This is a genomic window from Dyella sp. 2HG41-7, from assembly GCF_021390675.1.
Classification (GTDB): domain Bacteria; phylum Pseudomonadota; class Gammaproteobacteria; order Xanthomonadales; family Rhodanobacteraceae; genus Dyella_B.
Genome location: NZ_JAJEJV010000003.1, coordinates 122976 through 148681, shown reverse-complemented (window position 1 = coordinate 148681; position 25706 = coordinate 122976). Strand labels below are relative to the sequence as shown.

Here is a 25706-nt window from a genome sequence, read left to right as displayed (position 1 = left end):
CTGCGCTATGACCCGATCGATCAACCGCGACACCCAGCTTTGCATGTCCCTGTCGGCCCGACCGGGCAACTTCGGCACGCGCTTTCAGAATTTCCTGTACGAGGCATTGGACCTCAATTACGTCTACAAGGCATTCACCACGCGCGATTTGCCTGCGGCGATCGGCGGCATCCGCGCGCTGGGCATTCGTGGTTGCGCGATCTCGATGCCGTTCAAGGAGGCCTGCATTCCCTTGGTGGACAGCATCGATGCGTCGGCAAACGCCATCGCTTCCATCAACACCATCGTCAACAACGACGGACATCTGCATGCGTACAACACCGACTACATCGCGGTGCGTGCGTTGATCGATCAACACGGGCTCGGCACGGATATGCGATTGGCGTTGCGCGGCAGCGGTGGCATGGCCAAAGCGGTCGCCTGCGCGTTCCGTGATGCGGGATTTCGGCACGGACATATCGTTGCGCGTAATGAATCTACGGGGCGAAAGCTCGCCGACGTGAGCGGATTCACGTGGGCTGCCGACATGTCCGACCTGCAAGCTGATCTGCTGATCAACGTCACGCCCCTCGGTATGGAAGGTGGCGTAGAAAAAGATCAGCTCGCGTTCGATCGCGATGCAGTGGAACGTGCGCAAGCGGTGTTCGATGTCGTGGCGAATCCGCCGGAAACGCCGTTGATCCGGCTGGCGCGTTCGCTAGATAAATCGGTGGTGACGGGCGCCGAAGTGATCGTGTTGCAGGCGGTGGAGCAATTCGTGCTTTACACCGGCGTGCGCCCGGACGATGCGTTGATCGCGCGTGCGGCAGCGCATGCGCTGAGCTGACGCGATACGCGTCAATCTTCCACGACGTCCTCATCCCCTTCGGTCAGATCGCTGTCTAACAGTTGCTGCGTCGGTTCCCCCGGCAGCGATTCCACATCGCGCAGCTTGCGTTCAATGGCTCGCGTGCGCGTGGTGGTTTTGTCGATATGCTTGCTGGCTTCATCCAGCTTCTTGCGCACCATGCTGAGCACATCGCCGAATTTGCCAAATTCGTTTTTGACGGCGCCGAGGATTTGCCACACTTCGCTGCTGCGCTTTTGAATGGCCAGCGTGCGGAAACCCATCTGCAAACTGTTGAGTAGCGCGGAAAGCGTCGTGGGCCCCGCCACGGTGACGCGTTGTTCGCGTTGCAGGCTTTCGAACAAACCGGGGCGGCGAATGATCTCGGCGTACAAGCCTTCGGTCGGCAAAAACAGGATGGCGAAATCGGTCGTCGCCGGCGGGGCGATGTATTTGGCGCGAATGGTTTTGGCCTCGTCGCGAATACGGCGCTCCAAAGCGGCGGCGGCGCGTTCCACAGCGTCGGCATCCGCTTGTTGCTGCGCGTCCAACAGACGCTCGTAATCTTCGCGCGGAAATTTCGCGTCGATGGGAAGCCAAACCTTCGCGTCGCGATCGCCGCCGGGGAGACGAATGGCGAATTCCACGCGCTCGTCCGAACCCGGAACCGTGGCGACATTGGATTCGTACTGATCGGGCGTGAGCATTTGCTCCAATAGTGCGGCCAGCTGCATTTCGCCCAAAATACCGCGCGTTTTCACATTGCTCAGCACGCGCTTGAGATCGCCCACGCCGCTGGCGAGTGATTGCATCTCGCCGAGGCCGCGCTGCACCGCTTCCAGTCGCTCCGACACCAGCTTGAACGATTGACCGAGCCGCGTTTCCAGCGTGGACTGCAGCTTTTCGTCGACGGTGGCGCGCATTTGTTCCAGCTTGGCTGCGTTGTCCTGTTGGATGGCGCCGAGTTTGGTTTCGAGCGTCGCGCGCACTTCGCCGAGGCGTTTTTCGTTGTCGGCGGTCAGCGTGGCGAGCTGTTGCTTCTGCTGTGCGCCGAGCTGATTGAGACTGGCGGCAAGTTCCTCGCGACCGCGACGCGATTCCTCGATCAACCGTTGCGAGAGCGTTTGCATGCCGGTATCGGTGCGCTCCGTAAGCGTATCCAGGCGTTGCCCGAACTGCGTCAGCGCCTGGCTCAATTCGCCGCGTCCTTCGCGTTGCTCCTTGGCCAAGGCTTCGCGCAAATGGCGGACGTCGTCTTTCAAGGCGTCCAGCTTCGTTTGCAGTACTGCGTCCCCACGGCCGCGCAGCAGGGCGAATATCTGCAGCGCAAGCAGCACGACGAGCAGGGCGGCGACAAGATCGATCAAGGGCATGGGATGTTTCCGGCGGTATCGCGCACAGTTTACGCGCAGTTGTATCAATCCATGAGACCGCGCGATTTCCGGGTAGTATCGGCGCAACGTCGCAGATTGCCCCGGAGCTGCCGTGAGCGTATCGACCGTCCGTGGAAGGCCGCTGCTGGCGCTGATCGCCGTTCTTGCCTGGTGCGGTGTGGCGTTACAGCTTTATCTCTCGCTGCGGCTGACCGATTCGATGGGCATGTCGATCCCGACGGGATTGGCGATCTATCTGGGCTACTTCACCGTGCTAACGAATATGTTGGTGGGCGTGGCGGCTACGGCGCCGTTGCTCGGGGCGGAGTCGACATGGGGCCGTTTCTTTCAGCGACCCGAGGCGATCGGCTGGGTGGCCGTCAGCATCGCATTCGTGGGCGTGAGTTATTTCGTGCTGCTGCGCCACGTCTGGAATCCGCAGGGTTTGCAGCTGGTGGCCGATATCGTGATGCATTACGTCGTACCGATCGCGTTTGCGATCTATAGCCTGATGGCGTTGCGCGGACAGGCGTTGCGGTGGTCGGCGCCGTTTCGGTGGAGTCTTTATCCGCTGATCTATTTTGTCTATGTGCTGATTCGCGGCGAGTTGCTTGGTCGTTATCCGTACGGATTTATCGACGTTCTGCAACTCGGTTACGCGCGTACGTTGCGCAACGCGGTCTTTTTGTGGATCGCGTTTATCGTGTTGGCGTACGTGTTGATGCTGATCTGGCGAGCGATCAGTCCACGCGGCAGAACACGGCCTTGAGATAGCGGCTTTCCGGCACGTCGGTGCGAACGGGGTGATCCGCACCCGCGCCGCGCACTTCCAAAATCTGGATTTCGCGGCCCGCATTCAGGGCCACGCGACGCAGCATCTCCAGGAAATCTTCTTCGCTGACCAGGCCGGTGCACGAGCACGTCAACAGCAAACCCCCGGGTGGAATCACATCCAGCGCAAGCCGGTTCATGGCGAAATATTTCTTCAGCGCATCCAGCACCTTGGTGCGATCGCGCGTGAGCTTGGCGGGATCGAGAATCACGGCGTCGTAGCGGTCGCCGCGCGCCACGGCTTGACGCAGCCAATCGAAAATATCGCCTTGCTCGAAACGGATGGCGAGATCGTTTGCTTGCGCGTTCGCGCGGGCGATCTCAAGAATGCCGGGGTCCATATCCACGCCGACCGCTTCGCGTGCGCCGCCCGCCATTGCGTGCACGGCGAACCCGCCTGCGTTGCAGCACAAGTCGAGCACGCGTTTGCCGCGCGCAAGCTCGGCGAAGCGACGCCGGTTTTCGCGTTGATCGGCGAAGAAACCGGTTTTGTGTCCATAGCCCGGCGCGGCGTGAAAGCGCAAACCATGTTCGTGCACTTCCACCGGCGTGGGCGCTTCCATCGCGCGGCAGTCGAACGATTCCTGCTTTTGCACATGGCTTTCGGCGAACCAGTACAAACGCGCGCCGGAGAAATGGCGAAGCAAGGCGGCATGAATGGCGTCGCGGAATTTCCACATGCCGGCGGCGAAATATTCGACCACCAGGATGTCGTTGTAGCGATCGACGATCAGCCCCGAAAGCCCATCGCCTTCGCTGTGCACCACGCGCCATGCGTCGGTGATCGTATCCAACGTAAGCAGCTCGCGTCGCAGATTGACGGCGCGATCGATGCGCGCGTTGATCCACTCCGCATTGATCGCTTCTTGCGCATTTGCCGTAAGCAAGCGCAACGCGATACGCGCATGCCCGTTCCAGAAGCCGCGCCCGACGAAGCGATTCTTTGCATCGACGACATCGACCACGCTGCCCGGCGGCAGTCGCGATTCGGGCTTGTGCACCTGCGCCGACCACACCCAGGGATGGCCTGGCGTGCGGTCGGATTTCAGGCGGATAACGGGCAATTCGGAAGGCGTACTCATTCGCCTATGATAGCCGGAGTGGCCGTACAACCTCGATTTTTAGCGAAAACACCGCGGTTTTAGCGCAGTTTAAGCACCAGCCAGGACAACAGCGCCAGCAGGTTGATGCCAAGCCGCGAGGCCGACGGACCGCCAAACGCCAGCGCCAGTCCCTGGCTACCGAAGTGGTAGGCCAATTCCGGGTGCAATGGCGAGTGAAGCAGGATGAACACGTTGACGAACGCGCCGCAATGAAACCCGTAGCTGAAGATCGGCAGCGCGATGACCGGCAGTTGCAGCAACTGCGCGATGCTGGAGAAACGAATGCCGCGTTCGCTGTTTTCCAGCAACAGCACGCCGGCCACCAGCACGAAGGCGTACAGCGCGAATTCGATCAAGCCGATCACGGCAGTGTGTAGCGGACCGAAGGCGATCAACCGCGGGAGCACCGACAACATGCCGTAGCAACCGCCGGCGACTTCCAAAATGCCAATCAAGCGAAACAAAATCTGACGCATGCAAACTCCGGCAAAAAATTAGTATTCAAGTTCGTCCGCCTGCTCATGCAGGTCCGTGATGTGCTGTTCCCACCAGCGCGCTTCCGCGGCGAACGGAAACGCCGCAGGGAACGCAGGGTCGTGCCAGCGCGCGGCGATCCAGCCTGCATAATGCACTTGTCGCATGGCGCGCAGCGCGGGTATCAATGCAAGTTCTGCGTGATCGAAGTCACGCATCGACGCATAACCTTCCAGCAACGCTTCCATCGCGCGTTCGTCGTGCGCCAGCATCCAGAGATCTTGCACGGCAGGACCCATGCGCGCGTCGTCGAGGTCGACGAAATGCGGGCCCGCGTCGGTCCACAGCACATTGCCGGGATGGCAATCGCCGTGCAGGCGCAATCTGCGAAGGGGGCCGACCGCGTCGAAACGCGCGGCAACCAGGCGATCCATGCGTTCCACCGCTTGGCGATAGCGGTCATGCAATGAATGCGAGAGCAAGGGTGAGGCAAGGACGGCGCGCATCGGTTGCAGAATCAGCGTATCGCGGTCGATATAACCGCGATGAGCGAAGGACGATCGCGCACCGACGTTATGGATGCGTGCGATCAGTCGCCCCAGCCATTCGAGTTGATCCGTCGATTCCAGCGACGGCGCGCGACCGCCATGTCGGGGTGACAAGGCATAGCGAAAACCGTCGTGATGCAGCAGGGTGCGTTCGGCGAAATGCAGCGGCGCGACGACCGGCAATTCGGCTTCAGCGAGTTCTTGCGCGAAGGCGTGTTCTTCCAGAATCGCCGCATCGCTCCATCGATGGGGTCGATAGAACTTCGCGATAACCGGCGAGTCGTCTTCCAATCCCACCTGCCACACGCGATTTTCGTAGCTGTTCAGCGCGAGCAAGCGACCGTCGGGCCACAAGCCGCAGGCCGTGATCGAATCGAGCACGAGATCGGGCGTGAGACGCGCATAAGGCGTTTCGTCAGTCACGCACGCGTTCCTTCTTCGCAGACGGTGGAAGGAATGTCGTGCTTACAACGCTGACCATCAACGCGAACCCACCGCCGAAGCCGGCACCACTGCCATGGTGATGCGCGAAATACAAACCAGTCGATTCGATTCGTCCTCGATGCGAATTTCCCACACCTGCGTCGAACGCCCGATATGCAGCGGACGCGCCGTGCCTGTCACGGTGCCGCTGAGCACGCCGCGCACATGATTGGCATTGATATCCAAGCCGACCGCACGCTCTTTCTCCGGATCGAGCGTCCACATGGCCGCCGTGCTGCCGAGCGTTTCGGCCAGCGCGACGGATGCGCCGCCATGCAGCAGCCCGTACGGCTGGTGCGTGCGGTGATCCACTGGCATCGTGCCTTGCAGCCAGTCCTCGCCGAAAGCGGTGATATGAATGCCCAGCGCCTCCAGCAGGGTGTTTTGGCGCCAGCTATTGAGGCTTTCCAGATCGATCGGCTGTTTCCAAATGCCCATAGGTTGATACTCAAGGAATGTGTTGACCCATTTTACGTGGGCGTCACCGCCCCTGTCTGTTCGCAGACCGCAGGGCCATCGGCGAAGGCAGACTGGCTGTCTGTCGAGACGATGGACCGAAGGGATGCGGACAGACAGGGGCGGCCCGCAGGGTGATGATCAGAAGGCCCGCAGACTGCGCCGCGCAACTTGAAAAGACGGCCAGTCTTCCCTGCGTCGCGCAACACACTCTGCGGGCCTTCTGATCATCATGCCGCCCACGTAAAATGGGTCAACCCATTCCCGAGAGCCCACATTGTCCGACGACCGCCACCGCGGCGACAATGTATCCCGTGTATTACGTCACTCTCCAACATTCCGGCCGCCGTTTCGAGGTCGCGCAGGGCGAAACCGTGCTGGAAGCCGCGCAGCGCGCCGGCATCGCCTTGCCGTATTCCTGCCGCGCCGGCGTGTGCGGCAGCTGCAAGGCCACGCTGATTCAGGGCCATTGCGAGTACCCGCGCAATCCGCCGGCCGCGCTGGACGCGCACGATCGCGCGCAGCATGCCGTGCTGCTGTGCCAGGCCGTGCCCGCCAGCGATTTGATTGTGCAAGCGCGCGAAGTCACCTCGGTGGAAGATATCGCGCGGCGCCAACTGACCGTGCGCGTGGCGCGCAAATGGCAGCTTGCGCCGGATGTGATCGGTCTGCATTTGCAGCCATTGCCGGGCGAACTGCGTTTGAACTGGTTGCCGGGGCAGTACCTGGATGTGCTGCTGGACGAAGGTCGTCGGCGTCCGTTCTCCATTGCCAACGGACCGCAGGCCGATGGGGTGATCGAGTTGCATGTGCGTCACGTCGCAGGCGGTGGATTCACGACCTGGGTGTCGGACGTGTTGAAAGAAAACGACACGCTTCGTATCGAAGGTCCGCTCGGCACCTTCGTGGCGCGCGAGGATTCCGAGCGGCCCATGATTTTTATGGCCGGCGGCACCGGTTTTGCGCCGGTGAAGGCGATCCTCGAACATTTTCTCGTGCTCGGTACGCGTCGGACGATCGACGTGTATTGGGGGGCGCGCAGCGCGGCGGATCTTTATCAGCGGGAGCTCGCGGAGAGCTGGGCCGCGAAATTGCCGCATCTGCGTTTCCATGCCGTGCTCTCCGATCCGGAGCAGGCGCAAATCGCCGAACTGCGGGCTGGATTAGTGCATGAAGCCGTGCTGCAAGATCACCCGGATCTTTCCGCGCACGATGTCTATATGAGCGGACCGCACGCGATGATCGAGGCGGGGCGCAGGCTGTTTGTCGAAGCGGGACTGCCGGAAGATCGGCTTTACTACGATTCGTTCGAATACGCACCCGATGTGCTGGCGCAGATTCTTGCCGGTCGCGCTGGCATTGCCGAAGACGTGTACGGCGTAAAAGGTTGAGCGATTCGGAAACGCGAATCGCCCGTCCCGACAATCAATTCTTGCCTTTCGCCACCGGCAACTGCGCTTGCTGCCAAGCCAGCACGCCGCCACCCAGGGTGTAAACGCGCGTGAAGCCCGCTTTCACCAAACGCTGAGCGGCTTTCTCGGTGTTGCGGCCATCCTTGTCCATCACCACCACCGGCAGCTCGCGCGCTTTGATCAGATCTTTGTTTTCCGGATCGAACTGACTCATTGCCACATGCTTGGCGCCCGGCACGTGCATCTTTTCGAAATCGGCGATGGCCGACAGATCGATCATCAGCGGGCTGTCGCGATTGATGAGCTGCGTCAGGCCGGCCGGCGTCAGCTCCGTGAACTTGCGCAGCAGCACCATCACCTGCATGACGATCAGCGCGATCACCAGCACCACAAAGAGCAGGGACAGCGCGAGATGGTTACCCACGAATTGGGGCAGCTTGTGAAGAAAATCGTTCATGAAGTGGCCGGAGGGGTAGCAGGCAAACGGCGATTATAGGGGAGCGGAGCCGGGGCGCGCGCAACGCCTCAATTTTGCTGCGAAATATCCGGAATGCCGCTTTCCAGCCACCAGCGGTTCTTTTCCGTGTCGTAGTGCCAAACCTGGTGATCGACGATGGTACGCACGGATTGGGTGTGCACATTGGTCAGATCGATCTGCACCACCTGGCGCACCTCGTTTTCGCCCGACGCCATGGGGCCGTTGCCGTCGTCGTAACCGCTCACTTGCACCTGCTTGAAGCGGGCGCGGTCCAGATCGGTCAACGGATGTTTTTCGCGAACCTTTGGATCGACAAACTGCTCGGCCGCTTCGAAACCGTCCCAGCGCACTGCGTTGGCGTATTCGATCATGGTGTGGGTCAGCGCGTCGTTGCGTTTGTCGGAGGCGCAGCCGGCGAGCAGCAGCGTGGTCGACAACACGATCAGACCGGCAAGGATACGCATACGACAACTCCCCTGGAGATCGCCTTATTCTGCCGCAGCCACGCGACGCTTCGCCACGAACTTCGCCTCCAACGTGGCGGCGGGGTTCCCATTTTCGCCAGGCACTTGGCAGATAACCGAAATCCGCGCCCGGCCACGACTCGACAAGGTGGCGAAGAACGCATCCCAATCGGCATCGTCGGCGTGCTGGGCTTCGGCCTCGAAATCGCCCCACACCGGGCTGAGATAGCGCACGGTGGATTCGCCCACGTAGACATCGCAATCCTCGGCGCGCTGACGCAGCGCCAGCTCGACCAGGCCCCAGCCGGTCAAGGTCATCAAGCTAGTCAGGCTGCCGCCAAACGCGCAGCCCTTGTCATTGACGTTGGGCGCGAGCGGGCAACGCAACACCAGCCGTTCGCCGTCGTAGCGGCGCAATGAAAGCCCCATGGTGTGGGCGAGCGGAATGCCCTCGTGAATAAAGGCCACCAAGGCTTCTGCGGCGGCGTGGAGATCAGGTTTGTTCATCGATCGTGCTTGGGTTGGGGGAGTTGGACAGTGTAGACGCTACACTCCATCGCGATGGGTCGTCATTTCACTCGATCAACCCGAAGAGTCCGGTGCAACAAGCGTGAGCGCAACCTCCGTACAAGTTGATAAGGATCTGGCCGGCTGCACGGTGGTGATCACGCGCCCGGCGGGAACCGCTACGTCACTGGCGAAACACGTGCGCGCCGCGGGCGGCGCGCCGCTGCTGTTGCCGGGGCTGTCGTTGCGCGGGACACCCGATGCGCATCACGTGCGCGCGCAATGGCGAGAAGCGCAGCGCGACGATGTGCTAATTTTCACCAGTCCGGCAGCCGTGCGTTACGCATTGGCGCTTGCGCCGTTTACCGAAACGCATGGCGCGGTGATCGCCGTCGGGCGTGGAACGGCGCGCGCATTGCAGCGACACGGTATCGCGGCGGAAACGCCGGCGTCGCGACAAGACAGCGAAGGCCTGCTCGCGCTGCCTTCGTTGGAACATGTGCACGGTCGACGTATCGCACTGATCACCGCGCCCGGTGGACGCGGATTGCTGCCGCAACAACTCGCTGAGCGCGGCGCGCAATTGCGCTATGTTTACGTCTATCAGCGCACCGCGTCGCGATTGACGCAGCATCATATCGAAGCCGTGCAGCAGTTGCCCGCCGACGCCTATGTGTTGTTGTCCAGCGCGGAGGCGATCCAAAACCTGCACGCGCAACTCCCTGCGACCGTCTGGCGACGCTTGTGCGAAGCCACCGCCATCGTCAGCAGCGAACGGATCGCCCAAGCCGCTCGTGAAGCCGGATTCGTACGGCTCTATCCGGCCGCTTCCGCCGCGCAGGCCGACTTGCTGGCGGCGGCATGTCGGGCGCATTCACGCCAGCACGACTGAAACTGCCTTCGCGGCCAATTACCGCGGCGCTGCGGGCTGTTAGCATGGGCGCATGAGCCAGGACGACCTCACCCCCGAACGTACCGTGCCCGCTGCCGGCACACCCTCTGACTCCCATCGCGTGAGCCGTTCGGCGCCGCCGTCCCGCCCCGGAGGAGGCACGCTCGCTTTGGCCTTGTTGCTGGCCCTGATCGCGATCATCGGCGTCGGCTACGTCGCTTGGCGGCAATGGAAGCTGCTGCATATCGACGCCCAGACGTTGCGCGCGACCGCCGCGTTGGAAACGCGGGTCAACGCCATGGATCACACGCTCTCCGGCGCCACCAGCCAGAGCGGCATGCTGTTGCAGCGTTTGAACGACGCCGACCAGGTCAATCGCTCCCTGCGTGATGAATTGCTTTCGCAAGATCAACGCGTGCGCGATCTGGAAGAAGCGGTCGGCAAGCTGTCCGAAAAAACGCTTTCCGGCCAGGACGCCATGCGCCTGGACGAAACCGAATCGCTGCTGCGCATGGGCGCCGAGCGCTACAACTTGTTCCATGACGCGCAAGGCGCGGCGCAAGCCTTCGCGCTGGCCAGTCAAACGCTCGCGGGCGTCACCGACAACGCGTTCAACGACGTGCGCCAAAACATCGATGCCGAGCACGAAGCCTTGGTGAAGAGCCAGGTGACTGATCCGCAGCAATTGCTCGATAGCGTGATGCAGTTGCGCGGTGATCTGCCGGGCCTGCCGCTGAAACCGCTCGACGAACCAGCCGCGCAGGAAGACAACGGCGTATGGGCGCGCATTCGCCGTGCGCTGTACGGCGTGATTCAAATCAAACGCGACAACGGCGCGCCGGTGGATGTGGCAGATGCACACATCGCGCGCGAAATGGTCGCTTTGGATCTGGCGCAAGCGCAGGCCGCGTTGCTGGCATGGGACAGCAATGCATGCGCGGCGTCGCTCAAGCGCGCCGACGCGGGTCTTGCCGCGCAATTCGATCTGCAAGCGCCAGCCGTGCAGCAAGCGCGTCAACGTATCGCCACTTTGCAGGGTCAACTCAAGCAAGGCGAACCGGTGAAGCTGGGCGGCGCGCTGGGCGAACTGCGCAATCTGCGCGCCGTGCATGCGCTCAAACCTGCTACGCAAAATGCCGCGCCGACGAACGGGGCCAAGCCATGAAGGTTTGGCGCTGGATACTGGCGTTGGTGATCGTCGCCGCGCTGGCGGCGTTCGGCTGGCATTGGATCGCGGAAGATCCGGGATACGTGCTGATTCGTTTCCGCGGCACCACCATGCAGACCAGTTTGCTAGCTGCCGTCGTGTTGCTGTTGCTCATATGGGCCGTGATTGGCGTGCTGTGGCGCGCCGTGCGCTGGCCATTCGGTGCGTTTTCGCGCCGTCATCGTCGTCTCAGTCGGCAGCGTTTGGCCGACGGTTTGGTGGCGTTGATGGAAGGCCGTCATGGCGATGCCGAGCGCGACCTGCATCGCGCATCGCGTCTGGACAAATTGCGCGGTCCGGCCTTGCTCGCGGCCGCCGAAGCGGCATCGCGACGTGGCGAACATGGTCGCGCGCTGGAATCGCTGGATCAGGCCTCGCAAGTCGCGCCGCGCGCTGCACGCGTATTGCGCGCACGTGTTCTGCGTCGCGATGGCAAACCCGCCGAAGCGCTGGCGCTGCTGACACCTGAAGCCGATAGCGGCAATCTCAGCCCCGGCGGCTGGCGCGAATTCGTGATGGCGGCGCTGGGCGCCGGCGATACGCGTCGTGCGCGCATGGCGCTGGAGCCGTTGCAGAAGAGCGGCGTGATGAGCACGCGCGCCTACAACTCGCTCGAAACGCTGGTGCTGGTCGCGAGCATTCAAGCAACGACCGATGGCGCGGTATTGAATACGCTGTGGTCGCAATTGCCGAAAACGCAGCGTCGCGCGCCGGCCGTGATAGACGCATATGCGCGCAAAGCGGCGAGTTTTGGGCTGCTGCTTCCGGCCATGGACGAAGTGGAATCCGCCTTGCGTCGCGAGTGGTCGCCGCAATTGGTGGAAACCTACGGCACGTTCGGTGGCGACGATCTCGACGCACGACTGCGTCGTGCCGAAGGCTGGCTTGAGGCGCACCCCAACGATCCTAGTTTGTTGTTGGCGTTGGGTCGCATGTCCGCGCGTTTGAAGCAATGGAGCAAGGCGCGACCCTATCTGGAACGCTCGTTGGCCTTGGCGCCAAGCTCGAATGCGTGGGAAGCCCTGGGCGATGTCTACGGCGGATTAGGTGAAGCGGAGTTGGCGCAACGCTGCTATCGCAATGCGATGGCGATGACGCGCGGCGACAGCACCGAGCCGTTGCCGGAGAGCAATATGGTCGGTGGTCGTCTCGATACGCGACCGATTGCGATTGAAGAGCGCGATGTGCATGGGGTGCCGAGGCTCAAGGAATAGCCGTTCTCCCTTGCATTCCATTTACGCTTCACCGTCATTCCGGCGAAGGCCGGAATCCAGTTTCAATACGTTGTGCGAAGCACACTAAACCTTCTATTGGTTTGTGTGCTTCGCACAGCATGTTTTGACTGGATTCCGGCCTTCGGCGGAATGACGACGAGGCAAGATCACGCCACTGCGCAAAACTCAACCATTTCCAGCTAAAAACCGATATCCCACGCCCGGTTCTGTTTTCAACCAACGCGGCGACGTCGGATCATCCCCAAGCTTCTGCCGCAACTTGCCCAGCACGATGCGCAAATAGTGCGTATCGTTCACGTGCGTGCCGCCCCAGATTTCGCGCAATAGTTGCTGCTGACTCACCACGCGTCCGGCATGGCGAACCAACATCGCAAGCACGGCGTATTCCTTGCGCGTTAGCGCAAGCGGTATGCCGTCGAGTGTGACTTCGCGTAAACCGAGATCGACATGCAGGCGTTCGTCTTCATAACGTGGCGGCGCTTCCGCATTTGTCGCGCGGTTGCGCAGCAATGCGCGCAATCGCGCCATCAGTTCCTGGATACCGAAGGGTTTGGTCATGTAGTCGTTGGCGCCCGCGTCCAGCGCTTTGACTTTTTCTTTTTCCGTGTCGCGCACGGACAGCATCAGCACGGGCACCTGCGTCCACTGGCGCAATTCCGCCAGCACTTCGTGGCCCTCGCGATCGGGCAGGCCGATATCCAGAATCACCACGTCCGGATCGCGCGTGGCGGCCAGCGCAAGACCTTCGGCAGCATCGGCGGCGAGCACCACGGCATAACCTTCCGCGCGCAGGCCGATATCGAGGAACTTGCGAATCTGCGCCTCGTCGTCGATGACCAGAACGCATGGATGGGCGGCAGTCATGAGGCTTGATTATCCGGAAGGTGGCGCAGGCAGCGGCAGGCTGATGCGAATGGTGGTGCCAACGCCGTCGCCGGGCAAGGCTTCCACGCTGCCGCCGTGCGCGCCGATCATGCCGCGGCAAATCGCAAGTCCCAGACCGGTGCCTTGCGGCGCGCGGTCGCCGCGCGCCACGGAGTAGAACATATCGAAGATGCGCGCGCGTTCCTCTTCGGGAATGCCAGGGCCGCGGTCCACCACATCGATAAACAGCCTGTCGCCCGCCACGCGCACGATCACCCGCACCGGCTCGCCCGGTGGCGAAAAGCGCGCAGCATTTTCCAGGATATTGAACAGCGCTTGTTCGATAAGCGCCGGATGGACGAACAACAAAACCGTTTCGTTGGGCAGGATGCTGTCCACGCGCAACTCGGGGAACAACTTGCGCACACGCGTCATGGCGGACGCTACGATCTCCGCCGCATCGGTCCAATCGCGATTGAGCTTGAGCGTGCCGTGGCCCAGTCGCGTCATATCCAACAGATTCTGGATATAGCGATCCAGGCGTTGGCCTTCGCCGAGAATCGCGCCGAGCAATTCGTTGCGTTCTTCGATGGGTAATTGATCCCAATACGAGGAAAGCGTGCCGGCAGACCCGATCATGGAGGCCAACGGCGAACGCAAATCGTGCGACACGGAAGAGAGCAGCGCGTTGCGCAGACGTTCGGTTTCGCCTTGCACGCGCGCACCTTCCAATTCGGACGCGAGTCGCGCGCGCTCTAGCGCCTGGCCGATGTCCTGCACCATCGCCAACGCCAGGCTGCGCCGTTCGATATCGGGCGAGTCGCCGTTTTCAAAACGCAGCGCCGCGACGCCAAGGCGGCGATCTTCCGAGCCCAGCGGAAGCATCCAGCAACGCGCAGCGTTGAGCGTGTCGGTAGATCGACCAGCCGGTTCGGCGTGTTGTTCGCACCATTCCGCGGCGGCGAAATCCTTCGTCGTCAGCGTCAACGTGCGCGAACTGTTGGCCGCTACATGCAGGCGGTGTTCGACATCGCGCGCCAGAATCGCCGCTTCGCAGCGGAGGCCGTGCGCCAGCGCGGTCGCGCCAGCGCTACGTATGCCGTCGGCATCCGTGCTGACGGACAGACGCTGGCCGAGCGTCAATAGCGTGTGCGAATAATCGTGCGCCGCACGCAAGGATTCCACCTGACTGGCAAGACGCGTCGCGAGTCGGCTGCAAATCAGCGCCGCGGCGAAGAACAACGTTACGGCCAGCACGTCGTCGGAATTGGCGATGGCCAGCGTGTAACGCGGCGGCGCGAAGAAGAAGTTGTAACCAAGAAAGCACAATGTCGCCGTATAGACCGCCACCATCATGCGCGTACGCACGGCGACCGTTATGACGGCAGTCAGGAAGATCAGGGCGAGATTCGCAACCGACAAATAACGGTCTGCAATAAACGCTAGCCCCAACGCGATGGCGGTCACGATGGTGGCGAAAATATATTCGTCGCGTTTCCAGTAAAGCGACATTAAACGCAGCCGTTTGCGTGCGCGTACGCGTTCGACCGGCGTGGCGATGATGGCGAGTTCCAAATGCGCACCGCGACGCAGCAGTTGCTGCGTCAGCGAACGGCCGAGCATACGCGCGAAGAAGCGCTCGCGCGTGCGTCCAAGAATGATCTGGCCAACGCCCTCGCGATCGGCATGGACGAGCAACTCATCGGCGATCGCATGGCCGCGCAGTATGGTGGCGTCGCCGCCAAGACGACGCGCCAGGCGCATGGCGGTATCGATGCGTTCGCGACGCGCATCGTCCAACGGTGCGCCGGTATCTACAAACACCACCGTCCAAGGCGTTCCGCGACGCTCGGCGATGCGGCGCGCCACGCGCACCAAGTATTCGCTTTGCGCATACCCGTCAATGGCCGCCATCACGCGCCGGCGTACCGGCATTTTTCCGCCGCGCGCCAGCATGTGTTCGCGCAGATCGCTGTCGACGTGCCCGGCGACGGTATCTACGGCCAATTCGCGCAACGCGGCGAGATTGGTCGGGGAGAAAAATGCTTCGAGCGCCGCTGCGGCAGTTTCCGGCACATAGACTTTGCCTTGCCGCAAGCGCTCGATAAGTTCGCGTGGCGGAAGATCGATCAGCACGATATCGCGGGCGCGATCGAGAAACGCATCCGGTACGGTTTCGCGCACGGTTACGCCGGTAATGCGGCGCACCTGATCGTTCAAGCTTTCCAAGTGCTGCACGTTAAGCGCGCTGTAGACCTCGATGCCGGCGTCGAGAATTTCGGCGATATCCTGCCAGCGGCGTTCGTGCCGGCTGCCTGGTACGTTGCGATGCGCCAGTTCGTCGACCAGCAAAATATCGGGACGCCGTGCCAGTGCGGCGTCCACGTCGAATTCGGTGAATTCGCGGCCCTGATAGTTCAGCGTGAGGCGCGGGAGTACTTCCAGGCCTTCGAGTAGCGATGCGGTATCGGCGCGACCGTGGGTTTCCACCAAACCCACGACGACGTCAACGCCCTGGCGTTTCAGTTCACGCGCGGCAGAAAGCATGGCGTAGGTCTTGCCGACGCCGGGCGCGGCGCCCAGGAAAATTTTCAGGCGCCGGTTGCTCTCTTCCTGTACGACATCGAGCAGGGCGTCGGCGCGTGCGTCACGGGAGGTGTCGGTCATAGGCGGCATTTTATGCTCCCTCCCCTACGTGCAGTAGGGGAAGGTTGGGGAGGGGTGAAGCCTTCAATCTCGCGCCAGGCAAGCAGCTTTTGACAAGCTCATACAACCCCACCCCGACCCTCCCCTGCGTGCAGGGGAGGGGGCAACTTCGTTGCGTGCACGACATCACCGTGTTGTCTGCATCTGGTCCAACGCCAGATTCAACTGCAACACATTCACACGCGGTTCGCCCAGCAGACCCAATTGACGTCCTTCCGTGTACTTGACGATCAGCCCTTGCACCTGATCTTCGCCGAGCTTGCGTACGCGCGCGACGCGAGCGATCTGATACTGCGCCGCGGCGGGGCTGATCTGTGGATCAAGTCCGCTGCCGGAAGCGGTGATCAGATCCTCAGGCACCGGTGCGCCGTTGCCCGGATCGGCCTTATGCAACGCATCGATACGTTGTTGCACGGCGTCGCGCAACGCCGTATTCGACGGCCCCAGATTGGAACCGTTCGACGCGGTGCCATTGTTCGGCTGCGGCGTGGTGGCGGACGGTCGACCCCAGAAATATTTGGGGTCGTCGAAGTACTGGCCGATCAGCTCGGACCCGATCGGTTTGCCGCTCTTTTCGATCAAGCTGCCGTTCGCCTGATGCGGAAACAGCACCTGTGCCACGCCGGTGGCGATCAGCGGATAGGCGATGCCGGTGATGAGGGTCATCACCAATAACATCGATACAGCATTGCGAATCAACCGACTCATAGCGGCGCACCTCAGTAATGCAGAATCACATCCACCAATGCGGTGGCTTGGTAGTTTTTCTTGCCGTTGTCGTACGCGGGAAAGTCGTATGCGCGCTCGTAGCGAAGCTCCGGACGAATTTCCAAATCCTGCGACACCCAGTGCGTCATGCCGATGGTGTGACTGGAGTAGCGCGTCGCAAAACCCGTGCGTTGACCTTGCTTATCGTCGTAGAACTCGTTTCGGATCGAGATCATGTTGCTTGGATTCAACTCGACATTGAAGTAGTTGACGACGCCATACGCCGGGTTGATGCCGCTCGGGAAATTGGGCGCTTCACCTAGCGGATAACCGGGCACACCTGCCGGCGCGCCGGGTTGGTCGCGTACATAGATGTAATAAGCCTCGGTGAGCATGTGCACGTTGTGGCTGAAGCGATGGCCCCATGTCGTCACGAATTCCTGCAAGTTGTTATAGGTCTGCTTGTCGCCGTTGTATGACTCGACGCAGGGATAGAGCATGTCGTTGTTGGACATCGATACCCAACGCACGCAGGCTTGCAAGCTCGCGCGACTTGAGCGGTTCCACGGCGCGGAATCGTCGCCGCCGTGTACGCCAAGTTGCACCGTCCATTGGTTGTTGAGCTTGGTGGTAGTGATGACACCCACGTTGGTATAGGCATCCACCGTGTACAGGATCGAATGCGTCAACAGATAGTTATTGGGCGAGAACTGCGCTTCGATGTCGGGCAGCGACAGATAGCGGCCCACCGTCACTTGCATACCCTGCGCGATCCACGGGATATACAGATCGACGTACCAAATCATCGGATCGTCGCCATACACCTTGCCGGCCAAAGGCTGGCTGGTGGATGGATTGTTCAGCAACTGATTGCTGAAGACGCCTTTCATGGTGGTGTAGTGGTAGTCGTAGCCCCACAGATTGTCGAAGTGGAAACCCCAGTCGATGTGATCGGTCTGCACCGTGTCGGGAATGCGCTCGATACGAAACAGGAACTGATCGAATTCCACGCGATTGGGACGCGTCGCGTAAGAAAGCGGATAGTTGGTGAAATTGGACGTGCTGAGGTTGGCCGACGGATTGATCCACCCGTAGGTTTCGATATGGTTGCGCTGCATCCACTGCCCGAGCTTGGTGCAGCCAAGCGCCTTCTCCAACGGATACTGCGAATTTTCGTTCGGCACGCCGATCGGATAGTCCACCCCGCCAAGTTGCCACTCCGCCGAAGGGAACGGCGGCGAATCGAACGGAGACTCCATCGCGCGACGTGCGGGCGCTGGCGCGCTGGCGCTGCTCGGTTGTGCGTCTTCGCGGTAGGCGGCGGCCAGGCGAGAGAAGAAACCGTGGCTGCAATCGCCGCTCTCCACCGCAATAGGCGACGCCGGCAAGCTGGTGCTCGCGGGCATATTGCTGACGTTTGTGGACTGCGCCATCGCCGGTGAGAAAATCGGCGCCGCGGTTAGCAGGATCGCTGCGGCTAGAGCCTTCTTGTAGTACATACCTTCCTCTCGAAATGTCATGGCTGGGCGGCATCGCCCAGTCAGCGACGCCGATTTTTTTCAGATGCCGGCGTAACCGCCGAGCACGTATTCGTCTTGCGCCGATAGCGGCGTATCCGGCCCCGCGTTGACGCCGCCTTTGAAGTGATCGCGCATTGGCAACGCGATCACCACGTCGCAATCGGAATCGTTGGATGAGACATGCAATTCCATATGCGGATGCGTAGCGTCCGGCAGCGAAAAAGAAAGTTTCAGCGTTTGCATTGCAGCGTCCTCAAGCGAGACCAAACAGAACCAGCAGCATGTCAATGAATTTGATGCCGATAAACGGAACGACGATGCCGCCCAAGCCGTAAATAAGCAGATTTCGGCGCAGCAGCTGTCCGGCGCCGAGCGGGCGGTACTTCACGCCTTTCAGCGCCAGCGGAATCAGGAAAATGATGATCAGTGCGTTGAAGATCACCGCCGACAGAATCGCGCTTTGCGGCGTCGCCAACTTCATCACGTTCAACGTATTGAGCGCCGGATAGGTGGTGGCGAACGCCGCCGGAATAATCGCGAAATACTTGGCGACATCGTTGGAGATGGAGAACGTGGTGAGCGAGCCGCGCGTGATCAGCATCTGTTTGCCGATCTCCACCACTTCGATCAACTTGGTGGGATTGGAATCCAAGTCCACCATGTTGCCGGCTTCCTTCGCAGCCTGCGTGCCGGTGTTCATCGCCACCGCCACATCGGCCTGCGCCAGCGCTGGAGCGTCGTTGGTGCCGTCGCCGCACATCGCGACGAGGCGGCTTTCCGATTGCATCTGGCGTATCAGCTTGAGCTTCGCTTCCGGCGTCGCTTCCGCGAGGAAATCGTCCACGCCGGCTTCGGCGGCGATGGCGGCGGCGGTGAGCGGATTGTCGCCCGTCACCATCACCGTTTTGATGCCCATGCGGCGCAGCTCGGCAAAACGTTCCTTAATGCCGCCTTTGACAATGTCTTTCAGTTCGATCACGCCCAATGCGTGGTCGCCTTCGGTAACGATAAGCGGCGTTGCGCCTCGGCGCGCGATGTCTTCCGCCATGCGTTTCACCGCCGGCGGCAAATGGCTGCCGAGACTGTCCAAATAACGCTCGACGGAATCCAGCGCGCCTTTGCGAATGCGGCGCTCGCCGATATCCACGCCGCTCATGCGCGTTTGCGCGGTGAAGGGTACGAATTGGGCATGCAACGATTCCAATTCCCGTTCGCGCAAACCGAAGCGTTCCTTGGCGAGCACGACCACGCTGCGTCCTTCCGGCGTTTCATCGGCCAACGAAGCGAGTTGTGCGGTATCGGCCAGCGTGCGCTCTTCGATGCCCGGTGCGGCGTGAAAGGCGACGGCCTGGCGATTGCCGAGCGTGATGGTGCCGGTCTTGTCCAGCAACAGCACATCGACATCGCCAGCGGCTTCGACAGCACGACCGGAGGTTGCGATCACGTTGGCGCGAATCATCCGATCCATGCCGGCGATACCGATAGCGGAAAGCAACGCGCCAATCGTGGTTGGGATCAAACACACCAACAAGGCGATCAGCACCGTCAACGTAATCGGCTCGCCTTTGCCGGCCGCATGCACGCTGTAGATGGAGTAGGGCAACAACGTTGCGCAAGCCAGCAGGAAAATCAGCGTGAACTTGGCTAGCAGAATGGTCAGCGCGATCTCGTTCGGCGTTTTGCGCCGCGCGGCGCCTTCCACCATCGCGATCATGCGGTCGAGAAAACTCTCCCCAGGATTCTGCGTGATTTTGATCACCAGCCAATCCGACAACACGCGCGTGCCGCCCGTGACGGCGCTACGGTCGCCGCCACCTTCGCGAATCACCGGTGCGGATTCGCCCGTAATCGCGCTTTCATCGACACTTGCCGCGCCGATGAGCACCTCGCCGTCGCCGGGAATCTGCTCGTTCGCTTCCACCAGTACGTAATGGCCGGCGCGCAATTCGCTGGACGGCACGAACGTGACGGCTGCATCGCGTTTCGGATCGGCAAGCTTCTTGGCGATCACATCTTTGCGCGAACTGCGCAGCGCCGCGGCTTGCGCTTTACCGCGGCCCTCGGCCAAGGCCTCGGCGAAGTTGGCGAACAACAACGTAAACCACAACCACACGCTCACCCAGAAGATAAACGCGGTGGGCGCTTCGCCGTGGCCGGTCAACGCCTGTACCCATAATAAGGTGGTGAGGATGCTGCACACTAAAACGACAAACATCACCGGATTGCGGAACTGCATCCGTGGCGACAGCTTGCGGAACGCATCCGCAACGGCCTTCCAGATCAAGGTGCGATCGAATGTGCGGATGGCATGAGTGTGCGAAGTCATAAGTTCGATAATCCGAAATCAGTGCGCCGACATCAGGTATTCGGCAATCGGGCCAAGCGCCAGCGCCGGCAGAAAGGTGAGCGCGCCAACGATGATCACCACGCTGGCGAGCAGCGTGACGAACAACGGCGTATGCGTGGGTAAGGTGCCGGCCGAGGCGGGTACGTGTTTTTTCGCGGCAAGCGAACCGGCCATCGCCAGCATGGCGATCGCCAAGGTAAAGCGAGCCCAGAACATGCACACGCCCAGCATCACGTTCCAGAACGGGATATTGGCCGAAAGTCCCCCGAATGCGCTGCCGTTGTTGTTGGCGGCGGACGTCACCGCATAAAGCATTTCGCTGAAACTGTGCGCGCCGGGATTGCCGACCGTCGCGACCGCCGTGGGCGTCATCACAGCAATGGCCGTACAGATCACCACGAGCGCGCACGGAATCAGCACGGCGATGCTCGCCATCTTCATTTCGTACGCTTCGATTTTCTTGCCGATGTATTCGGGTGTGCGTCCCACCATCAGGCCGGCGATAAATACCGCGACGACCGCAAAGGCGAGCATGCCGTAGAGACCGGACCCGACACCGCCGAAGATCACCTCACCCAGTTGCATCAGCCACATTGGAACCAAGCCGCCGAGGGGCGTAAGCGAATCGTGCATGTTGTTCACCGCGCCGCACGATGCGGCCGTGGTGATCGCCGTAAACAAACTGCTCGCGGCAATGCCGAAGCGCGTTTCCTTGCCTTCCATATTGCCGCCCGACTGCAGCGCCGATGCGTGCTGATCGATCGACAGACCATGAAGTATCGGGTTGCCCGCTTGCTCCGCCGCTGTCACGCCGATGGCCAGCGGTACGAAAATCACCAGCATGGTGGCGAGAATCGCCCAGCCTTGACGCTTGTCGCCAACCAAGTTCCCGAAGGTGATGCATAGGCCGCCGGGAATCAGAAAGATGGCCAGCATCTCCAAGAAGTTGGAAAACGGCGTCGGATTTTCATAAGGGTGCGCAGAGTTGGCGCCGAAGAATCCGCCACCATTGGTGCCCAACATCTTGATCGCAACTTGCGATGCCGCCGGGCCCATCGGCAACGTTTGCGTGGTGAGCTGCGCCGGTTTGGTGACAGCGTTGCCCGAAGCGTCCTTCACCGGATTGCCGGACGCATCGGTGACCGGCAGCGCGTAGCTCGAGGTCTGCACCACGGGTACATCGACATACGGTTTGAGATTTTGGATAACGCCTTGCGACACCAGAAGCAAGGCAAGCAAGAACGATATCGGCAGCAACACATAAAGCGTGGTGCGCGTGAGATCCACCCAGAAATTGCCGATGCCCTTTACGGTTTTACGCGCAAAGCCGCGAATCACAGCGATGGCGACAGCGATACCTGTTGCGGCCGACAAGAAGTTTTGCACCGCGAGCGCCGCCATCTGCGTGAGGTAACTCATCGCCGATTCGCCGGAATAGGCTTGCCAATTGGTGTTGGTGATAAAGCTGATAGCCGTGTTGATCGACAAATCCGGGCTTAACGCCGGAAAGTGCTGCGGATTCAACGGCAGCCATTGCTGAAGGCGCTGAAAGGCGTACACAAACACCATGCCACACACGTTGAACAGCAGCATCGCGATCGCGTAGCGCTTCCAGCCCATGTCTTCGTTCGGATCGATGCCGCAAACGCGATAGAGCAACCGCTCAATGCCTGCGCCAGCGCGCGTGAGGCGATTGGGTTCGTCGGCAAAGACGTGGGTCATATAGTCGCCCATCGGCTTGATGAGCAACAGCAGCACGACCAGATAGATGCCGATCTGCAGAAAATCGTTGGCCGTCATTCGAACCACTCCGGTTTCAGCAGCGCCACGCACAAATAAATCGTCAAAGCCACCGCGATCGCAGCAGCCAGTCCGTAGAAAAAGGTCATGGGATTCGCTCCGTTATAAATGTGCGCCGCAGTCGGTCAGCCGCGTGGCCCCAGCCGGTCGCAAAGCAGCAGAAAGCCGAGCGTGGCCGCAGCCAGCACGAAGCCGAAAAGCAGATAGATAACGTCCATGGGATGCACTCGATACCCGACCTACGCACTGTAGGCAGGGCCGCATAAGAAGCGGGTAGCGAAAAGGACGGGACGCGTATAGAACGCGTAAATTTTTTACGGGGTGGGCAGATAAAGCCCAAAGCCCCGGCGTTGCGCCGGGGCGGCAAAACTTAAGCGGCTTGCGCTATGTCGATCAAACCGGCCTCGTTTACGAGGAATGATCCAAAGCGATAAGCCATTGGGAACCGGTGCGATGAAACAACAGCGTGGTCATGCCCGATGCCGACTTGCCATTTTTCCAGGTCACGTTGTAACGGCCGATCGCCATCGCGTAATCGGGGGAGAGTTGCTGCACATCGATCAATTGCAGCGTGAGGTGTCCCATGTCGGCGTTTGCGTTTGGCTTGTAGTGCGACGTGTACATCGCGGCGATCGCGTCGTATCCGACCACGACATCTTTGCTGCCGATATAGCGCACGGTGGACGTGTGTTCGTACGAGGCGCGCATAAAGGCGTCCATGTCGCCGGCGGACCAGTACTTGGCGGTGGCGTCCAGGGTCTGTTGAATCGCTGCGCGCGCGGACGGCGTCTCAGCGGCTGCTTGCGTGGTCGCGGTGAAGGCAACGGTAGCAAGTAAAGCAAAAAGAACGGTTTTCATGGCATCTCCTTGCAAGAAAGGGGCTTCGAAGTACGCGCGGGTCGTATCAGTTTGAACCTGCCCATCATGCCTTGAATAGTGGCGTGCATCTTTCAGATCGGTCTGATTTTGTTGGGTAAAGCAGCACGGTAGGGTAGAGGCCGCGCTACCCCGGCGCTCTCTGCACGCGGCGAAACACAGCCAAATCACCGTTGGCTGTGAGACGGCGCGCCGTTGCCCGAGGCCGGGACGCTTCCATTCTGGCTGCCCATTTATAGGACATCGTTCATGAAATCTCTTCGTCACCGCGCGTTGTATAGCGCGATCATTCTCAGCGGCGTCGTGCTATCGAGCATGGTGTACGCACAAGATGCCGCGAAAAATAAAGGCACGAGCAACAAGACCGCGGTAGCCCAAAACAAATCAGCTTCTTCGTCCGCCACCACGCTGGACGGCATCACCGTTACAGCAAGCAAGCGCGCGGAATCCATCCAAGTAGTGCCAATCAGCATGTCGGCGCTCAATGGCGAGCAGCTGGAGCGGCTAGGCGTTACCAGTCTTGCCGATTTGTCGCGCATCGCGCCGTCGTTGAACGTGGCGTCGTCCGGGCCGGGTTCCAATAACCTGATCATTCGCGGCATTTCCTCCATCGCCGGTTCCGCCGCGACGGTGGGCTACTACCTCGACGACACGCCGATTGCCGCATCGAGCAACGCGGCGTTGCTCTCCACGCGCGGCGTGATCGACCCGTCCGTGTTCGATATCGATCGCGTGGAAGTGCTGCGCGGTCCGCAGGGCACGATTTACGGTTCCAGCTCTATGGGCGGCACGGTGAAGTACGTGACCAATCAGCCGGATGCCGATGCGGTCGAGGCGCGCATCAAGACGGATATTTCAGGCACGCAAGGCGGCGGCTTGAACAACAACGTTAGCGGCGTGGCGAATCTGCCGTTGGTCGACGGCAAAGTCGGTTTGCGCGTTTCGGCGTACGAGCGTTACGACGACGGATTTATCGATCGCTATCCGATCGACCCTTACAACTATCTCGCCGCCGATCCAAGCGGTAAGGTGAAAAAAGACGTCAACACCTATAAATCGTACGGTACGCGCGCCGCGCTGCTGATCAAGCCGGACGATACGCTCACCATCACGCCAAGTGTTCTGTATCAATACTCGCGCCTGGGTTCGCCGTATACGTTCGACGCCGTGCCGGGCAGCTTGTCGAATCCGATCCAGGTTCGCGATGTCAATGAAGCCGATGTGCAGAAATCGCTGATCGCCAACGTCGCCGTGCATAAGCAGTTCGAGTACGCGGAAGTGGTGTCGTCGACTTCGTATTTCACGCGCGAGGTGAATCTCCGGGAAGACGCGTCGAAGGTGATCAACTATTTCTTCGATCTCCCCACCGTTTATCCGGTCACCATGTTCGGCGACTACAAGAACAAGGAATTCACCGAGGAACTGCGCGCCACCAGTACGCTCGACGGTCCGCTGCAAGCGATCGCCGGCGCGTACTATCACCACGTGAACGCGCCGCTGGCGTCGTCCATTCCGTTTCCCGCCGGTTTCAATCAGACCTTCGGTACGCCTTTCCCGAATTATTCAACCATCTATGCCGGCACGCGCAACGCGGCCTTGGACGAATACGCCATCTTCGGCGAATTGTCGTATCAAATTACCGACCAGCTGAAAGCCAGCGCCGGCATGCGCGCGTTTGAAGTGACGCAGTCGTTCACGCAAACGGGCGATGGCGTGTTCAACGGCGGCTACAGCGCCGTGAGCAACCGTTCGCGCGATACCGGCGTCACGCCGAAATACACGCTGGAATATCAAATCACGCCGGACAAGATGGTGTATGCCACCGCATCGCAAGGTTATCGTCCGGGCGGTCCGAACAATCCGGCGCCGGTGTCGCTTTGCGGTCAGGAAGTGGAAGGGCTTGGATTGAACGCCTCGCAGTTGAGCACATACAGCCCGGACTACCTGTGGAACTACGAGATCGGTGCGAAAACATCGTGGCTTGATCACCGCTTGACGGTGAATGCATCGGTCTATCGCATCGATTGGAGCCAGGTGCAGCAGCAGATCGTGCTGCAGTGCGGATTCAATATCACGGCGAACTTCGGTAACGCTGTCAGCCAGGGTGGCGAAGTAGAGATGCAGTTCCGTCCAATCAAATCGCTGACGCTCGGTGCAGGCTTTGGTTATACGGATGCTTACTTGAAGAACGACGTGCCAGGCACGGATGCCAAGGCCGGCAATCGTCTCGTGAATGTGCCGCGTGTGAGCGGCTCCGCGTCGGCAGAATACCGTCACCCGGTAAGTGGAAACTACGATGGATTCCTGCGCGCGGACGTCAGCTATGTCGGTCGCGAGAATTTCCTCTACGACCAAGCCAGCCCGTTCTATCAACGCGGTGGGTTCACCACCACTAACATCCGCGCGGGCGTGCAGGGATACAATGGTTGGGACGTTTCACTGTATGCGACCAACCTGTTCAACAAACGTGGCGAGACCGATCTTCCTGTGGCCATTTCGGCAGACTTGCCGACGACGCGCCGCATGGCGATCAATCAACCGCGCACGATTGGCATGACGGTGCAGTATCAATACTGACCGGATCCCAAGGCAAAAC

General features: G+C 60.7%; 24 protein-coding genes. 7 read left to right on the top strand and 17 right to left on the bottom strand.

What is annotated here, in order from left to right:
• The first annotated feature begins 7 nt into the window (after positions 1–7).
• The gene (locus L0U79_RS00650) at positions 8–826 is read left to right on the top strand and encodes a shikimate 5-dehydrogenase (protein WP_255682325.1); all 819 of its coding nucleotides are present in this window, start codon (positions 8–10) and stop codon (positions 824–826) included.
• 11 nt (positions 827–837) lie between these two features.
• On the opposite strand, the gene rmuC is transcribed toward L0U79_RS00650, so the two are convergent.
• Complete coding sequence (gene rmuC, locus L0U79_RS00645) at positions 838–2199, bottom strand: DNA recombination protein RmuC (RefSeq protein WP_233839949.1); 1362 nt, start codon at positions 2197–2199, stop codon at positions 838–840.
• A 112-nt stretch (positions 2200–2311) separates the two neighbouring features.
• On the opposite strand from rmuC, the gene L0U79_RS00640 reads away from it, so the two are divergent.
• Positions 2312–2968, top strand: a complete 657-nt coding sequence (locus L0U79_RS00640; protein WP_233839948.1) for a Pr6Pr family membrane protein — start codon at positions 2312–2314, stop codon at positions 2966–2968.
• On the opposite strand, the gene L0U79_RS00635 is transcribed toward L0U79_RS00640, so the two are convergent.
• The 4 genes from L0U79_RS00635 to L0U79_RS00620 are packed head-to-tail and all read right to left on the bottom strand — an operon-like array spanning position 2940 to position 6076.
• On the bottom strand, positions 2940–4112 hold the full coding sequence (locus L0U79_RS00635; protein ID WP_233839947.1) for a class I SAM-dependent rRNA methyltransferase: 1173 nt from the start codon (positions 4110–4112) through the stop codon (positions 2940–2942). The genes L0U79_RS00640 and L0U79_RS00635 overlap by 29 nt on opposite strands.
• 59 nt (positions 4113–4171) lie before the next feature.
• Positions 4172–4609, bottom strand: a complete 438-nt coding sequence (locus L0U79_RS00630; protein WP_233839946.1) for a hypothetical protein — start codon at positions 4607–4609, stop codon at positions 4172–4174.
• A gap of 18 nt (positions 4610–4627) precedes the next feature.
• The gene (locus L0U79_RS00625; RefSeq protein ID WP_233839945.1) at positions 4628–5578 is read right to left on the bottom strand and encodes a serine/threonine protein kinase; all 951 of its coding nucleotides are present in this window, start codon (positions 5576–5578) and stop codon (positions 4628–4630) included.
• A gap of 57 nt (positions 5579–5635) precedes the next feature.
• Positions 5636–6076: a hotdog fold thioesterase gene (locus L0U79_RS00620; RefSeq protein ID WP_233839944.1), complete on the bottom strand. Its 441-nt coding sequence runs from the start codon at positions 6074–6076 to the stop codon at positions 5636–5638.
• Positions 6077–6399: 323 nt separating this feature from the next.
• Here L0U79_RS00620 and L0U79_RS00615 point away from each other — a divergent pair, with 323 nt between their 5' ends.
• Entirely contained in the window at positions 6400–7485 is a 1086-nt protein-coding gene (locus L0U79_RS00615; protein ID WP_233839943.1) for a 2Fe-2S iron-sulfur cluster-binding protein, read from the top strand.
• 34 nt (positions 7486–7519) lie between these two features.
• Here L0U79_RS00615 and L0U79_RS00610 read toward each other — a convergent pair whose 3' ends face one another.
• From L0U79_RS00610 to L0U79_RS00600, 3 genes are all read right to left on the bottom strand, one after another.
• A complete protein-coding gene (locus L0U79_RS00610) occupies positions 7520–7963 on the bottom strand; it encodes a rhodanese-like domain-containing protein (protein ID WP_233839942.1) in 444 nt (147 codons plus the stop codon).
• A 68-nt stretch (positions 7964–8031) separates the two neighbouring features.
• Positions 8032–8448 carry a hypothetical protein gene (locus L0U79_RS00605; protein ID WP_233839941.1) on the bottom strand — a complete coding sequence of 139 codons (417 nt, stop codon included), beginning with the start codon at positions 8446–8448 and terminating at the stop codon, positions 8032–8034.
• A gap of 24 nt (positions 8449–8472) precedes the next feature.
• Complete coding sequence (locus tag L0U79_RS00600; RefSeq protein WP_233839940.1) at positions 8473–8955, bottom strand: YiiD C-terminal domain-containing protein; 483 nt, start codon at positions 8953–8955, stop codon at positions 8473–8475.
• Between the two features lie 103 nt (positions 8956–9058).
• Between L0U79_RS00600 and L0U79_RS00595 the strand changes: the two genes are divergently transcribed.
• From L0U79_RS00595 to L0U79_RS00585, 3 genes are read left to right on the top strand one after another with little or no spacing between them, the layout of a single operon-like run.
• Positions 9059–9847: a uroporphyrinogen-III synthase gene (locus L0U79_RS00595; protein ID WP_233839939.1), complete on the top strand. Its 789-nt coding sequence runs from the start codon at positions 9059–9061 to the stop codon at positions 9845–9847.
• Positions 9848–9899: 52 nt separating this feature from the next.
• Positions 9900–11012, top strand: a complete 1113-nt coding sequence (locus L0U79_RS00590) for a uroporphyrinogen-III C-methyltransferase (RefSeq protein WP_233839938.1) — start codon at positions 9900–9902, stop codon at positions 11010–11012.
• Positions 11009–12268, top strand: a complete 1260-nt coding sequence (locus L0U79_RS00585) for a heme biosynthesis HemY N-terminal domain-containing protein (protein WP_233839937.1) — start codon at positions 11009–11011, stop codon at positions 12266–12268. The genes L0U79_RS00590 and L0U79_RS00585 overlap by 4 nt, the downstream gene beginning before the upstream one ends.
• Positions 12269–12454: 186 nt before the next feature.
• On the opposite strand, the gene L0U79_RS00580 is transcribed toward L0U79_RS00585, so the two are convergent.
• The 9 genes from L0U79_RS00580 to L0U79_RS00540 form a co-directional block, all read right to left on the bottom strand.
• Positions 12455–13153, bottom strand: coding sequence for a response regulator transcription factor (locus tag L0U79_RS00580; protein WP_233839936.1), 699 nt, complete (start codon positions 13151–13153; stop codon positions 12455–12457).
• Positions 13154–13162: 9 nt separating this feature from the next.
• The gene (locus tag L0U79_RS00575; protein ID WP_233840108.1) at positions 13163–15820 is read right to left on the bottom strand and encodes a sensor histidine kinase KdpD; all 2658 of its coding nucleotides are present in this window, start codon (positions 15818–15820) and stop codon (positions 13163–13165) included.
• A 165-nt stretch (positions 15821–15985) separates the two neighbouring features.
• A complete protein-coding gene (kdpC, locus tag L0U79_RS00570) occupies positions 15986–16567 on the bottom strand; it encodes a potassium-transporting ATPase subunit KdpC (RefSeq protein ID WP_233839935.1) in 582 nt (193 codons plus the stop codon).
• Positions 16568–16578: 11 nt separating this feature from the next.
• Positions 16579–18087 carry an outer membrane beta-barrel protein gene (locus L0U79_RS00565; RefSeq protein WP_233839934.1) on the bottom strand — a complete coding sequence of 503 codons (1509 nt, stop codon included), beginning with the start codon at positions 18085–18087 and terminating at the stop codon, positions 16579–16581.
• 39 nt (positions 18088–18126) lie between these two features.
• Complete coding sequence (locus L0U79_RS00560) at positions 18127–18330, bottom strand: hypothetical protein (protein WP_233839933.1); 204 nt, start codon at positions 18328–18330, stop codon at positions 18127–18129.
• Positions 18331–18340: 10 nt separating this feature from the next.
• Positions 18341–20413: a potassium-transporting ATPase subunit KdpB gene (kdpB, locus tag L0U79_RS00555; protein ID WP_233839932.1), complete on the bottom strand. Its 2073-nt coding sequence runs from the start codon at positions 20411–20413 to the stop codon at positions 18341–18343.
• A gap of 18 nt (positions 20414–20431) precedes the next feature.
• Positions 20432–22234, bottom strand: a complete 1803-nt coding sequence (gene kdpA / locus L0U79_RS00550) for a potassium-transporting ATPase subunit KdpA (RefSeq protein ID WP_233839931.1) — start codon at positions 22232–22234, stop codon at positions 20432–20434.
• Entirely contained in the window at positions 22231–22323 is a 93-nt protein-coding gene (gene kdpF, locus L0U79_RS00545) for a K(+)-transporting ATPase subunit F (RefSeq protein WP_233839930.1), read from the bottom strand. The genes kdpA and kdpF overlap by 4 nt, the downstream gene beginning before the upstream one ends.
• Positions 22324–22642: 319 nt before the next feature.
• The gene (locus L0U79_RS00540; RefSeq protein ID WP_233839929.1) at positions 22643–23092 is read right to left on the bottom strand and encodes a DUF4440 domain-containing protein; all 450 of its coding nucleotides are present in this window, start codon (positions 23090–23092) and stop codon (positions 22643–22645) included.
• A gap of 267 nt (positions 23093–23359) precedes the next feature.
• Between L0U79_RS00540 and L0U79_RS00535 the strand changes: the two genes are divergently transcribed.
• Positions 23360–25687 carry a TonB-dependent receptor gene (locus tag L0U79_RS00535; RefSeq protein WP_233839928.1) on the top strand — a complete coding sequence of 776 codons (2328 nt, stop codon included), beginning with the start codon at positions 23360–23362 and terminating at the stop codon, positions 25685–25687.
• Positions 25688–25706: the final 19 nt, after the last annotated feature.